Here is a 13,899-nt window from a genome sequence, read left to right on the forward strand (position 1 = left end):
TGTCTGATATATCATATCTCATACACCAGATATCGACGTCAACCGCCAAAACGCGATCAAGGGGACAAAGACAGTGACGGACGAAAAATCTGCAGGCACTCCGCTGGCGCCGCTCCATGTGGACGCGCACATGAATTTGCGCGACCACGTGCATCAGTCGCTGCGCATGGCAATCATTTCAGGGCGTTTCGAGAAGGGCGTCAGGCTGAACGAGCGTCGCCTGGCCGAGGATCTCGGCGTCAGCACCACCCCGGTCAAGGAGGCCTTGCGACAGCTTGCCGCAGAAGGACTGATCGAGGTCAGGCCCCGCCGTGGTCTGATCGTCTGCTTTGATCGGGCTTTCGCCGAGGAGATGATCCTGGCGCGCGCCGCGCTCGAAAGCACGATAGCGGCTCTGGCGGCAGCCCGCATCACAGAAGCCCAGAAAGAAGATTTGCGGGCGATCATCGCGGATATGGAAAAGGCGACGAAAGGCGCCGACGCCGACTTCCTGGTGGAGCTCAACACCGTCTTTCACAATGCCATCCACGATGCGTCCCGCTCGGTGCACATGACCCATCTCGTTGACCTGCAGATGTTCTACGACAAGAGCGCCCGCCGGGTCATTCACGACGATGAAACGGAGCGGGGCCGCGCACTCAAGGAACACAGGCAGATTGCCGCCGCCATCATCGACGGCGACCCCGAACGCGCCGAACAGGCCATGCGGGAACACGTCCGGCGTTCGGGCGAACACTACATGAAAGCGGTCTTTCCGCAAAACAAGCAAAAGGAATAGCAGCCGTCCGCCTGCCGGGCGCAAGGCTGCAGAAGCATCTGCCCTGGCAACCGCCGGGGCATATGGGAGCGAGACAATGAGAACAACAAAACTTGAGACCTTCATGCAGCGGGTCGACGACCGCCCGCGCCTGCTCGTCAGGATCGAGACCGATGAAGGCATCGTCGGCTGGGGCGAGGCCTATAATCATGGCCCGGACAAGGCGCTCGCGCCAGTCATCGAATATCTTTTCGAGCAGTTCAAGAACGACGACCCCCGCCGCGTGACCTTCATCAACCAGAAGCTCATCCAGCAATCGCGCTTTCCGCCCGGCGCGCTCGGACTGGCCGCGATCGCCGCCATAGACCACGCGCTCTGGGATATTGCCGCCAAGGCGGCGGGCGTTCCCGTCTACATGCTGCTGGGCGGCCATGTGCGTGACCGCGTCCGCGTCTATTGCGGCGTCTACAGCGCTCCCGATCCGGAAGAAGCCGTTCCGGCGATCCTGAAGCTCAACGCCGACTACGGCTTTACCGCCTTCAAGCTCAGCCCCTACCGGCGCAACCTCTATAACGGACGTTGGGGAGCACTCTGCGAGGAAGCGGGCAATTATCTCGGCGAATTGCGGCGGCGACTGCCGACCGATTTTGAATTCTGCTTCGACGCCCATGCCAAGATCTATGAGCCGAACCAGGCCCTGCAGCTTGCGAAGGCTCTGGAACCGCACGACCCGCTGTTTCTTGAGGAGCCGATCCGGCCCGAACATATTCCGGCCTGGGGGGCGCTGCGCCAGCAGATGGGCACCGTACCGCTTGCCACGGGCGAATCGCTTTACAGCCGCTACGAGTTTCTGGCGCTCCTCAATGCCCGCGGGGCGGACATCATCCAGCCCGACATCTGCGTCGTCGGCGGCCTGACGGAAATGCGCCGAATCGCCGATCTTGCCGATGCCCATTATGTCAGCGTCGCGCCCCACAATCCGATGGGACCTCTGGCCACCGCGCATAACGTCCATTTCTGCGCCGCGCAGGTGAATTTTCGCTTCCTCGAATACAAATTCGCAAAGGAAGCCTCGTGGGCCACGGATCCCTACATTCCCGTTGATGGCCACCTCGAATTGCGCCCCGACCGCCCCGGCTGGGGCATCGAGATCGACGAAAGCCGGCTGAAGCAGGACGACTACATCCATTGGGAACGCATCATGGCAACCAAGCCGGACGGTTCCACGGCCTACCCTTGACACCACTCTCCCCGGCGCAACCCGCGCGAGACGGGTTGCCTGCCCCTGGAGCCGGCCCTTTCGGGCCGGTTCCGCCTCGCAGACATCGGCGCCTTCGGCCCGGGAATCGGCAACGAAAACAACTTGCTCACGTCATCGGCATTGCCGGAAGCGCGTGCCGGGCGCAATTGAAGAGCTTCCCTGCTCAAATCGGGAAAGCCCCAATCTCCGCGACACTGATCGCCTGGAGCGTTTCCAGGACACGCGGAAACTCTAGAGACGAGCTCCCGTTTTTTCTTCAAAGAAAGAAGCCTTTCTGACATCCGCAGAGACGGATACCCGATCGCCCACGTCGCAATGTTCTTCCTGACTCAGCCGGTGCGAAAGGGTCGCGCCTTCGAAGTCCGACCAGGCAAGAATATCACTGCCCATGGGCTCGACCAGAGAGACGGTTCCGCTCCAGGCAGCGTCTCCCTCGCGAGCGAGATGCAGGTGTTCCGGGCGCAGGCCAAGCGTCGCATTCTGGCCATCCTTGATCTCACCGACAAAGGGATAGTCGCTGACGTCCAGGCTGAAATTGCCGGACCTGAAGACCAGGCCATCATTTTCCGAGGCAAAAACGCCCGCGATCTTGTTCATTGCCGGCGAACCGAGGAAGGTTCCGACGAACTCGTTGGCCGGCTTGTTGTAGACGTTGAGAGGCGTGTCGAGCTGCTGAATGATGCCGTCCTTCATCACCGCGATCCGGTCGGCAAGCGTCAATGCCTCGATCTGGTCGTGGGTCACATAGATCATGGTTGAACCGAGCGCCTTGTGCAGCTTCTTGATTTCCAGACGCAATTCGGCGCGCAGCTTGGCATCGAGATTGGAAAGCGGTTCGTCGAACAGAAAGATATCGGCATCGCGCACGAGCGCGCGGCCGATGGCGACGCGCTGCCGCTGACCGCCCGAAAGCGCCGATGGCTTGCGGTCAAGCAAATGCGTGATCTGCAGCAGTTCCGCCGCCCATTTCACCTTCTTTTCGATCTCGGCCTTCGGCACGCCGGCAATCCTCAAGCCGAAGGACATGTTCCGCTCGACGCTCATCGTCGGATAGAGCGCATAGGACTGGAACACCATGCCGATGCCGCGATCCTTCGGATCGACCCAGGTTACGTCCTTGTCGTTGAAGTGGATCGTGCCGCCGCTGACATCGGTCAGTCCGCCAATGGCGTTCAAAAGCGTGGACTTGCCGCAGCCGGACGGACCGAGCAGAACCAGAAACTCGCCATCCTTGATTTCAAGGTCGAGGCTTTTGACGACATGGACATTGCCATAGCGAATGTCGAGATTTTCAATGGTTACAGAACTCATGGACTTATCCTTTCACGGCGCCGGAGGCGATGCCGCGCACGAACCAGCGGCCGGAAACCAGATAGACGACAAGCGGGACCAGCGAGGTCAGGATGGTTGCCGCCATATTGACGTTATAGGCGCGTTCGCCCGTGGTCGTGTTGACGATATTGTTGAGCTGGACGGTCATCGGCAGGTTGTCGCGACCGGCGAACACCAGGCCGAGCAGGAAGTCGTTCCAGATCGCGGTGACCTGCATAATGACGGCGACAATCGTGATCGGCACCGACATCGGCAGGATGATCGACAGGAAGATCTTCCAGAACCCGGCGCCGTCGATGCGTGCGGCTTTGAAGAGCTCCATCGGCAGGCCCGTGTAATAATTGCGGAACAACAGCGTCATCACCGGCATGCCGAAGATGATGTGGGTCAGCACGATGCCCGGAAGCGATCCGTAGATGCCGGCCTGCGCATAGAAGCGCACCAGCGGGTAGATGAACACCTGATAGGGAATGAAAGAGCCCATCAGCAGGCACGCGAATAGGACATTCGCGCCCTTGACCCGCCAGAAGGACAGCGCGTAGCCGTTGACGGCCCCGAACAGGATCGAGAGGATCACGCTCGGGATCAGGATCTTGACCGAGTTGAAGAACCCCACCTGAAGCCCGGTGCAATCGAGGCCGGTGCAGGCGCTCGTCCACGCCTTGATCCAGGCGTCGAGCGAAAAATTCTGCGGCAGCGCGAAGATCAGGCCGAGGCGGATCTCGTCCATGCTCTTGAACGAGGTGACAAGCATCACGTAGAGCGGCAGCAGGAAGAACAGCGCCACGAAGAAGAGAAATCCGTAGACGCCGAAGCGTCCCCAGACGTGTTCGGCCTTCACAGGACGTTTTGAAACGGATGGCTGCGTCATGACGCCCTCCCGTTCTTGCGGAAATACTGGGAATAGAGAACCGGCACCATGATCAGCAGAACCGTGATCAGCAGCACGGTCGATGCTGCGGTCGCCAGGCCGATATTGGCGCGCTCGAATAGGTTGTCCATGATGAACTTGGCCGGCACTTCACTCGCCGTTCCGGGCCCGCCATTGGTCATGGCCACGACCACGTCATACATTTTCACGATCGAGATCGACAAGAGAACCAGCGAGGTAATGATCATTGGCCGAAGCATGGGCAGGATGATCGAGAGGTAGACCCGCCACGGCGGAATGCCGTCGATGCGGGTCGCCGACCAGATCTGCGTGTCGATGCCGCGCAGGCCCGCCAGAATGAGCGCCATGACGAGGCCGGAACCGTGCCAGACCGTTGCAAGGATGATGGCGTAGAGCACTTTGTCGGGGTTGACCGTCCAGTCGAGCACGAAATCCGGAAAGCCGAGGTCGCGCATGGTTGCCTGGATGCCGAGGTCGGGATTGAGGATCCATTGCCAGATGAGGCCGGCCACCACGAAGGACATCGCGTAGGGGTAAAGGAAAACCGTTCTGAACAGGCTTTCGGCCCGCACACTCTGATCGATGAAAATGGCCAGAAGCGTGCCCAGGACGAAGCATATCAGCAGGAAGAAGAAGGCGATGATCGCCAGGTTTTCCAGAGACGTGATCCAGCGCGAGGTTTCGAAAAGCCTTGTATATTGGGCAAAACCGACGAAATCGTCTTTCGGCAGAAGCCTTGAACTGGAAAACGAAAGCCGGACGGACCAGAGCATCGTCCCCAGATAGGCAAAGACGACCACGATGGCCATCGGCAGCAGGGCGATATAGGCAAACAGGTTTCGCCTGATATGCCGGGTGAAGGCAGCGGCGTGCAACGGAACCTCCCTTGAAAACGAGAAGGAGGCGCAAGCCCCCTCCCCGCCTTGTTGTTCCAGATGGATGGATCAGCCGTTGAGGGCCTGGTCGAAGCGCTCGACGGCCTCGTCAACCGACATGTCGGTGTTCCACAATTCGGTCACGACATCCTGGACGGAGCCATAGATGTACTCGGCCATCATCTGCGAGGCGTCCGGGGCCTGACGGCTCGGGTCGGCCATGATTTCCAGGCCAAGTTGCGCGCAGGCGTCGAGCTTCGAGGCATCGACGTCCGAGCGGATCGGGATCGATCCCTTGAGGTTGTTGAACTCGACCTGGGTTTCCGGATCGGTCATGACCTCCACCAGCAGACGCTGCGCTTCGACCTGCTCGGGATCATCGGTCTTCGGGAAGACGAACACGTCGCCGCCGAGAACATAGGGGCTGTCGGGACGCAGGCCGGGAATGCAGCCGTAATCGGTTCCAATTTCCTTGTCCGCCTGCTTGAACTCGCCCTTGGCCCAATCGCCCATGACCTGGAAACCGGCCTGATCATTGATCAGCATGGCGGTCGTGTCGTTCCAGTTGCGACCCGGGGACGCGGCATCGACATAGGGCTTCAGCGCGATGAAGGTTTCGATGACCTCGCGGAACTCCGGCGAATGGATGGCGTCCTCGTCCTTGTCGGCATAGACCGCCTCCCAGAGTTCGCCGCCGCCGACATTGGTCAGCATGGCCGAAAACAGCGAGTTTTCCTGCCAGCGCTGGCCGCCAAGCGCCAGCGGGGTGATGCCGGCCGCCTGAAGCTTGTCGAGAGCCGCGAAGAATTCATCCATGCTCGCCGGCGGGTTTTCAACGCCGGCCTCGTTCAGCGCGTCGACCGAATACCAGATCCACAGCGGCATATGGATATTGACCGGCGCGGCGTAGTATTTCCCGTCGATCTTGACCGCATTGACGATCGGCTCAGGCAGGATCTCGTCCCAGTTGTTGTCCGTCGCCACGGCGTCGATATCGTTCAGCAGGCCTTCCTCAACAATCTCGTGATATTGCTGCGAAGTGTTGAAAAGCGCCGCAGTCGATGGGTCTCCACCGATGATGCGGTTGATGGCGGCGCTGCGCGCGGCCGAACCGCCGGCAACGGCGCTGTCCTGCCAGTTGCCGCCCTCGGCATTGTAGGCATCAGCGAACACGCCGATCGCCGCGGACTCGCCGCCGGACGTCCACCAGTGAATGACTTCGGCGTCGAGCGGCTCTTGCGCGTGAGCAGCGCCGGCCATTGCCACAGCCAGCGCCAGAGCGGACGCGGCATTCTTCAAAATATACATGTGTCCTCCCCAAAAGGGTCATCTGAGGGACCGTACGGTCCGGTCAAAAGCGATACTGATCTCAAAAATGGGATCGGTTCCAATTACAACGACAGGCACTTGATTTTGTCAATGGTTCCTGCAAAAAAAGATAAGGGCCAACCAAGAGACATATTGTTTTTGACCGAAACCCATTGAATAATAATGAAATACGGCATCAATGCCTGGCAGAATGGGCGGAGGGGAGTTCAAATATGGCTACAGTGAAAGACGTCGCGAGGCTGGCTGGCGTTGGATCCGGCACCGTTTCCCGGTACATTTCTGGAAACGGTTCCGTTTCGAGTAAGGCCGCCGAGAAGATCGAGCGCGCCATCAAGCAGCTCAACTATCGCCCCAACAGCATGGCGCGATCGCTGTCCTCGCGCCGGTCCGACCTGATCGGAGTCTGGGTGCCATCGCTTGAAGGGCCATATTATCACATGATCATCCGTGCCGTTGAGCAGGAGCTCAGGCTCCACAACAAACACATGATTCTCGCCAATGCCGAGGACGCCCAGTCCGATGCGGACCGCCGCGCCCATTTCGACTACCTCGTCAACCGCGATTGCGACGGGATCCTGATGTCCTGTTCGCTTCAGGGCACATTTGAGCTGGCGCGCACCTCCGAACACTTTGCCAATCTCGTCCTGCTCAACCATCAGGCCGATGCGCTCGCCGGACAGTGTTTTTTCATCGATCACGAACTGGGTGGCCGGCTGGCGGCGCGCCACCTTGTCGAGCTTGGCCACGAAAAGATCGCGGTGATCACCGGTCGCCTTTCCGCGCAGGACGCTCGTCAGCGACACGACGGCTTCCTGGACGAAATGGGCAAGCTCGGCCACTCCGTCCCGGAGAATTTCGTCGTCGAAGGTGCTTTCAGCTACGCCGCCGCCGAACGTCTGGTCAGCGCCTTTCTCGACATGAACCTCGACTTCACGGCCGTATTCTGCGGAAACGACAAGGTCGCCATGCTGTTGATTTCGGAACTGAACAACCGCGGCATCTCGGTACCGCGCGATGTTTCTGTCCTGGGCTATGACGATGTCGACTTCGCGGCCTACACCGCACCGCCGCTGAGCACAATCCACGCCCCGATCGAGGAGATGGCCCGCTCGGCCTGCCGGCAACTCCTCAATCTTACCTATGACATGGACCTTCCCTTTCAGGAGCGGTTCGAGCCCTCGCTATGCGTCAGGCGCTCGACGGCCGCACTGAACTGAGAGGCCGAATGCAAACACCAACGCAACGAGAACAGGATGACTTCCTTCATCGAGAGCGGACAGCGCTTCCGCCTGAATGATCCGACATTGGCACCCAATGCCGCCAGCTATCTCTGGAACCGGAAAATGATGATCCAGATGAACGCCCGCGGCTATGCGGTCAGCCAGTATATGGATCCCGAACCGCGCAAATACGCGCATGTTCCGACGATCGCTGCGCAGACTTTCATGCAGCCCGAACAGGACTATTTTCCGCATCACCCTGGTCGGTTCTTCTACATCCGCGACAACCAAAGCGGCGACCTGTTCTCGGCTCCCTACGAGCCTGTGCGCGCCAAACTCGATCGTTTCAGTTTTGAACCCGGTCTCTCGGATATTCGCTGGGTGATCGAAAAGGACGGCGTGCGCGTCGAACTGCGGCTCGACCTGCCGGTCGAGGATGTCGCCGAGATCTGGTCGGTGCGGATCACCAATCTGACCGGCGCGAAAAAATCCCTCTCCTTCGTTCCGTTCTTCCCGGTCGGCTATTCCTCATGGATGAACCGCGGCGGCCATTTCGATGCGGCGCTGAACACGATCGTCTGCACCAGCGTAACGCCCTATCAGAAGGTCGAGCAGTATTTCAAAAACAAGGCCCTGAAGGATATCACCTTCTTCGCCGCCGATCGCACGCCCGATTATTTCGAAGTCGCGCAGGTGGCGTTCGAGGGGGAAGGCGGGCTGCATAACCCGTCCGCGCTGCAGGATGGCGGACACCTTGGCGGCGGCGACGCCAGCTATGAGAACCCGGCCGGCATCATGCAGTGGGACCTTTCTCTGGGCGCCGGCGCATCTGAGGATTTTCGCCTCCTGTTCGGTCCGGCCTTCGACAAGGCCGAGATCGCGGCCCTGACGGAGAAATACATCAACGGCGCCCTTGAGCCGGTGCAGCGGGATTATGACAACTATATCCGCTCCGGCCTCGGCAGCCTGGAACTGCATTCACCCGACGAAGACCTCGACCACTTCGTCAACTACTGGCTTCCCCGTCAGGTCTTTTACCACGGCGATACACACCGGCTGACCACCGACCCACAGACCCGCAACTACCTGCAGGACGGGCTTGGCATGATCTTCATCGCGCCGGAGCGCACGCGCACCGCAATTCTGAAGACCGCCAGCCAGCAGTTCTTCTCCGGCAAGGTGCCGGACGGCATTCTGCTGCGGCCGGACACCGAACTGAAATACATCAACCAGATCCCGCATACCGATCATGCCGTCTGGCTGGTCATCGCCACCAAGGCCTATATCGACGAGACCGGCGACCGCGCGATCCTCGAAGAAAAGATCGCCTGGACCGACAGCGACGAAGAGGCAACGCTCTACGAACATGTGACGCGAGCGCTGCGTTTTCTCGCCAGTGAAGTCGACGACCGCAACCTGCCCTATATCGCCCAGGGCGACTGGTGCGATCCGATGAACATGGTCGGCTACAAGGGCAAGGGCGTTTCCGGCTGGCTGGCCGAAGCATCCAGCCATGCGATGACGACCTGGGCCGATATCTGCCGAACGGAAAACGACGGCGAAACCGCCGACTGGCTGAAACATGAGGCCGGCAAGCTCAACGACAGCATCAATCGCTACCTTTGGGACGGAAGCTGGTATGCCCGCGGCATCACCGATGACGGTATTGCCTTCGGCGTTGAGGCCGACACGGAAGGCCGCATCTATCTGAATGCACAGAGCTGGGCCTTTCTGGCCGGCGTGCCCGATCCGGACAAACAGGCCAGCATGCTGCAAGCCATCGACGACCAGCTCGACACCCCCTATGGCGCCGCCATGTTTGCGCCCGCCTATACGGCCATGCGGGATGACGTCGGTCGCGTAACCCAGAAATGGCCAGGCAACGGTGAAAACGGCGCGGTTTACAATCACGCGGCCGCCTTCTACGCGGCATCGCTCTACCACATCGGCGAGAAGGAGCGCGGCTTCGCCGTTCTCTCCAAGATGCTGACGCGTCCGAGAGCACAGGACATCAAGACCCGTGGTCAGTTGCCGCTCTATCTCCCGAACTATTACCGCGGTGCTTACTATCAGTACCCGCGCACGGCCGGCCGCTCCAGCAATCTGTTCAACACGGGAACTGCCTCCTGGTATTACAGATTGGTGATAGAGCAGCTTTGTGGCCTGCGCGGCGATGGCGACGGTGTCCTCATCGCACCACAACCGCCTGCCGAATGGGACAGGTTCAGCTTCAAGCGCTTGTTCCGGAATGCAACCTTCAAGGTCGAGGTGAACAAGGACACAGCTTTGAAGGCCCCGGTCATGACCGTCAATGCCGCGCCGATCGAGGGAAACAGGCTGAAGCAGGTGGAAGCCGGACAGATCTACGAAGTCCATATTCGTCTTGCCTGGTAGGCACCAGAGCCACCTGCCCCGCCCTATTGAACGTTGTAGATCCGGGCAATATCCGCAAGCATGAGCCGCGCGGCGATGATGCCGCCGGCCGTGTTCCAGACCGCATCTGACACGGGATGAACCCTGCCTGCCTGAACGGCGGAAAGCGACTGCCAGAGCGGATCATTGAGCACGTCCTCTTCCATTGCCTCGCCTTCGCCGTTACCGGTCTCCCAGGTGAAATAGAAGATGCGATCGCCGTCCATGTCCGGAATGCTTTCCTTGCCGGTACGGATCGCGAAGGCATCGACATTCTGGTTCTCGGGCCGACCAAAACCGATATCCTTCAGCAGCACGCCGGAAAAACTGTCGAGCTGATAGATGCGGATTTGCCCCGGCAGGAAGCGGATGACCGAGACCTTCTCGTCGATGGCATCTCCGAGTTTGTCCCTGAGATCGGCGACTGCCGCGTCATAGGCCGCGATTTGCGCGGCCCCCTCGTCGGCAAGCCCCAGCGCCTCGGCATAGAGCTTGAAATTGACCTTCCAGTCTCCACGCAGTTCCCCGGACATCACCGTCGGCGCGATGGCGCTGAGCTGCGGATAGACCTCCTCCTGCCGCTGGCGATTGGCAAGGATGAGGTCCGGTTCGAGTGCCGCGATCATCTCAAGGTTCACCGCGCTTTCCGTACCGACGGGAATGGCTTCGCCCATCTGATCCTCGATGTGATCCCACCACGGATCGCCGCGCCAGGAGTTGACGGCGCCGACGGGCTGAACGCCAAGAGCGAGCACCGCCTCAGTCCCCTCGTTGGTGAGACCCACCACACGCTGGGGATCATCGGGCACGCTCACGGTTCCCATCGCATCCTCAACATCGCGCGCGGAAAGAGGCGTAGAGCAAAGCCCTATCGCGAGAGCCGCGAACGCGGCGAGTTTGGACAAGGACGGCATCAGTTTCCTCAAGTTGACTACTAATCTCATATTTTGCTTTAAAGTTGACCGTTACACTCCGCAATGTCAAATCGTCTCCCGAAAGGATGAAGAGTCGTGATACGCACCTTGCTGCTGCTCCTGCTGACATTGCTGATAGCCGTGACCGCCAGCCTGCATCTCGGCGTCCACATCTATGGGCCGGCCACGGTGTGGCAGGCGCTCTTCGGCGGCGCAGACGGCTCGTCTGAAATCATTATCCGAACATTGCGGCTGCCGCGCACGCTCAATGCCATCCTGACCGGGGCCGCGCTTTCCCTGTCTGGCCTGTTCATGCAGGCCGTCACCCGCAATCCCCTGGCCGAACCCGGCCTGCTCGGCGTCAATGCGGGGGCGGCCTTCGCGGTTGCCTGTGGCCTCGTGCTTCTGGGCGTCGTTTCGATTGCCGGGATCGGGCTGCTGGCCATTGCCGGGGCGCTGGCGGCGGCGGCACTGGTGTTCGGGCTTTCGGGCGCGCTCGGCCCAGCCGCCGGACCGACAGGGATCCTTCTTGTCGGGGTCACGGTCACGGCGATGCTTGCCTCGCTCACCCAGCTTTTCCTGCTCATCGACGAAACCGCGCTCGAAACCCTGCTGTTCTGGCTTTCCGGTGGCTTTGCCGACCGGCCCCTGGCGCTCTTGTGGATCGGACTCGGCGCGCTGTTCATCGCTTTCATCGGCGCCGCCGCTCTTGCGACGTCCATCGACGCGCTGCAACTCGACGATCAAAGCGCCAGCGGCATCGGCGTCGATGTGGCGCGCACGCGCCTTTCGGCGCTGACGCTTTCGGCCCTGCTTTCCGCCGGGGCCGTCGCCATGTCCGGTCCAGTCGCCTTTCTTGGCCTGATCGCCCCGCATATCACCCGCCGTTTGATGCCGATGCGGCCGGGTTTCCTGGCCCTGGCGCTGCTGGCCATGCTGACCGGCGCCATCATTGCCGTTCTTGCCGATATTCTGGCGCGGCTGATCGTGGCGCCCGGCGAGGCCCCCATCGGCGCGGTGCTGGCCTTTGTCGGCGTGCCCTTCCTCATTCATCTGCTGAGAGCGAAGCGTATGCGCGGGGTCAACGTGTGAGGACGGTTCCGCTGCGTATCACCATTCTCATCCTGATCCTCGCCGGCGGCCTGGTTATCGCAACGGGGCTCGGCTCGAGCTTCATCGGTCCCTCGCGGGTCGCGGCGGCGCTTCTCGGCCATGGCAGCCGGACTGATGAGATCATCGTGTGGACACTCCGCCTGCCCCGCGTCGCGCTGGCCACGCTTGCCGGCATGGCGCTCGGCCTGTCCGGCGCGATCCTGCAAAGGGCGTTGCGCAACCCGATGGCCGCCCCTTCGATCCTCGGCATCACCGATGGCGCGGCGCTGGGCGTGGTCACCTTTCTGTGGCTTTTCTCCGATCAAGCCAATGTGCTGACGGTATCAATCCATTGGCAGCCGTTGGCCGCCGTCATCGGCGCCTTTGCCTTTGCGCTTCTTGTCGGCCTTCTGACCATGGCCGACCGGGGTCGCAGCGATCCGATCCGTCTCATTCTCTATGGCATTGCCCTTGCCGCTCTCGCCAAGGCCTGCGTCACGCTGATGATGATCGTCGGTCCTGTCTACCGTGCGAGCCAGGCCTTGCAGTGGATCACCGGATCGGTCGGTGCCGCGCACTGGATGGATGTCGGCGTCGTGGCGGCCGGGCTCGCGCTGAGCGTCCCCCTCCTTGTTTTCATGCGCCTGCCATTGCGACAGATCGTGCTCGATCAGCAGACGGCGATGACGACGGGATTGCAGGTCAGCGGCAACCGGATCGGGCTTCTGGTTCTCTCGGTGGTGCTGACCGCACTTGCGATCGCGCAGGTCGGGGCAATCGGGTTCGTGGGGCTGATTGCGCCGCATGCGGCACGGCTGTTCAACGGACAGTTCCGGCCGGGATATCTCTTCAGCACCGCACTCATCGGCGGCATTCTGGTGCTTGCCGCCGACACGCTTGCCCGAACCATCGCAAGCCCGCTGGAACTTCCGGCGGGCGCCGTGACCGCGCTGATCGGGGCGCCGCTCTTCCTCTCACTCATCTTACGGAGGCAAGTCCGCAATGGCTGACACGCTCGCAACCCTTTCCGCGCTCTCGGCCAGCTATGACGGGTTCAGTGCTCTTGACGACATCAACCTCACTTTGCCCGAAGAAAAGATCATCGCCTTTTGCGGGCCGAATGGCAGCGGCAAATCCACGGCGCTGAAGGTCCTGCGTGCGCTCCATATGCCGCAATCCGGCGACGTCAGCATTGCAGGACGCCCGCTTTCGCGCTGGACATCGCGGGAGCTTGCGCGCGCAATCGCCATGCTCAGCCAATCGCCCGAAGCCCCGCCGGACATGAGCGTCGAAGACCTCGTCATGCTTGGCCGCTACGCCCGGCGCAGCCGCTTTTCCGCCCCATCCGCCGAAGACGAAAGCGCCATCGACCGTGCTCTGCAGACAACGGGCATGACTGACCTGCGCGCGCGCAGTCTTGGCCAGCTATCGGGCGGACAGCTGCAACGGGCGTGGATCGCGATGACGCTTGCGCAGGACGCACCCCGCATATTCCTCGATGAGCCGACCAATCATCTCGATATCGCGCATGCGCTGGAGATACTTGACCTCCTGCGGATGCTGAACCGGCGGGAGAAGCGCAGTTTTGTCATCGTCCTGCACGACCTCAACCACGCCCTGCACTATGCCGATCATGTAGTATTGTTCAATGACGGCAAGATCGCTGCGGAGGGGCAGACTGGCGAGGTGCTGACAGAAGACATGATCAGTCGCGTTTTCAGCATCAACTGCCGCATCCTGGCACTGCCGGGCGAGGAGATACCCGTGATCGTGCCCTTCACCCGACGCGGAGCGGCAAGATAGCACCCGGCGGCT

The 13,899-nt window shown here is 61.0% G+C and carries 12 protein-coding genes; 7 read left to right on the top strand and 5 right to left on the bottom strand.

What is annotated here, in order from left to right; genetic code table 11:
- Positions 1-73: 73 nt before the first annotated feature.
- Together GGR30_RS20520 and GGR30_RS20525 are read left to right on the top strand one after the other, a co-directional pair.
- Positions 74-778, top strand: a complete 705-nt coding sequence (locus GGR30_RS20520) for a GntR family transcriptional regulator (RefSeq protein ID WP_343066527.1) — start codon at positions 74-76, stop codon at positions 776-778.
- A 76-nt stretch (positions 779-854) separates the two neighbouring features.
- On the top strand, positions 855-1,997 hold the full coding sequence (locus GGR30_RS20525; protein WP_183490648.1) for a mandelate racemase/muconate lactonizing enzyme family protein: 1,143 nt from the start codon (positions 855-857) through the stop codon (positions 1,995-1,997).
- Positions 1,998-2,249: 252 nt separating this feature from the next.
- Here the strand turns inward: GGR30_RS20525 and GGR30_RS20530 are convergent, their stop codons facing one another.
- From GGR30_RS20530 to GGR30_RS20545, 4 genes are all read right to left on the bottom strand, one after another.
- Positions 2,250-3,329 carry an ABC transporter ATP-binding protein gene (locus GGR30_RS20530; RefSeq protein WP_183490650.1) on the bottom strand — a complete coding sequence of 360 codons (1,080 nt, stop codon included), beginning with the start codon at positions 3,327-3,329 and terminating at the stop codon, positions 2,250-2,252.
- 4 nt (positions 3,330-3,333) lie between these two features.
- Complete coding sequence (locus GGR30_RS20535) at positions 3,334-4,221, bottom strand: carbohydrate ABC transporter permease (RefSeq protein ID WP_210288126.1); 888 nt, start codon at positions 4,219-4,221, stop codon at positions 3,334-3,336.
- Complete coding sequence (locus GGR30_RS20540) at positions 4,218-5,051, bottom strand: carbohydrate ABC transporter permease (RefSeq protein ID WP_183490706.1); 834 nt, start codon at positions 5,049-5,051, stop codon at positions 4,218-4,220. Before GGR30_RS20540 ends, GGR30_RS20535 begins: the two co-directional genes overlap by 4 nt.
- Before the next feature lie 135 nt (positions 5,052-5,186).
- Positions 5,187-6,425, bottom strand: coding sequence for an ABC transporter substrate-binding protein (locus GGR30_RS20545; protein WP_183490652.1), 1,239 nt, complete (start codon positions 6,423-6,425; stop codon positions 5,187-5,189).
- 233 nt (positions 6,426-6,658) lie between these two features.
- Here GGR30_RS20545 and GGR30_RS20550 point away from each other — a divergent pair, with 233 nt between their 5' ends.
- Positions 6,659-7,663, top strand: a complete 1,005-nt coding sequence (locus tag GGR30_RS20550; protein ID WP_183490654.1) for a LacI family DNA-binding transcriptional regulator — start codon at positions 6,659-6,661, stop codon at positions 7,661-7,663.
- 36 nt (positions 7,664-7,699) lie between these two features.
- On the top strand, positions 7,700-10,060 hold the full coding sequence (locus GGR30_RS20555; protein WP_183490656.1) for a GH36-type glycosyl hydrolase domain-containing protein: 2,361 nt from the start codon (positions 7,700-7,702) through the stop codon (positions 10,058-10,060).
- A 23-nt stretch (positions 10,061-10,083) separates the two neighbouring features.
- On the opposite strand, the gene GGR30_RS20560 is transcribed toward GGR30_RS20555, so the two are convergent.
- On the bottom strand, positions 10,084-10,902 hold the full coding sequence (locus GGR30_RS20560; protein WP_246414064.1) for an ABC transporter substrate-binding protein: 819 nt from the start codon (positions 10,900-10,902) through the stop codon (positions 10,084-10,086).
- 186 nt (positions 10,903-11,088) lie between these two features.
- Here GGR30_RS20560 and GGR30_RS20565 point away from each other — a divergent pair, with 186 nt between their 5' ends.
- From GGR30_RS20565 to GGR30_RS20575, 3 genes are read left to right on the top strand one after another with little or no spacing between them, the layout of a single operon-like run.
- Positions 11,089-12,084, top strand: coding sequence for an iron chelate uptake ABC transporter family permease subunit (locus GGR30_RS20565; protein WP_183490660.1), 996 nt, complete (start codon positions 11,089-11,091; stop codon positions 12,082-12,084).
- Positions 12,081-13,094 (top strand): iron chelate uptake ABC transporter family permease subunit, encoded by a 1,014-nt coding sequence (locus GGR30_RS20570; protein ID WP_183490662.1) that lies wholly within the window; start codon positions 12,081-12,083, stop codon positions 13,092-13,094. The genes GGR30_RS20565 and GGR30_RS20570 overlap by 4 nt, the downstream gene beginning before the upstream one ends.
- A complete protein-coding gene (locus tag GGR30_RS20575; protein ID WP_183490664.1) occupies positions 13,087-13,887 on the top strand; it encodes an ABC transporter ATP-binding protein in 801 nt (266 codons plus the stop codon). The genes GGR30_RS20570 and GGR30_RS20575 overlap by 8 nt, the downstream gene beginning before the upstream one ends.
- The last annotated feature ends 12 nt before the right edge of the window (positions 13,888-13,899 follow it).

Source organism: Martelella radicis (assembly GCF_014196625.1).
Taxonomy (GTDB): Bacteria; Pseudomonadota; Alphaproteobacteria; order Rhizobiales; family Rhizobiaceae; genus Martelella; species Martelella radicis.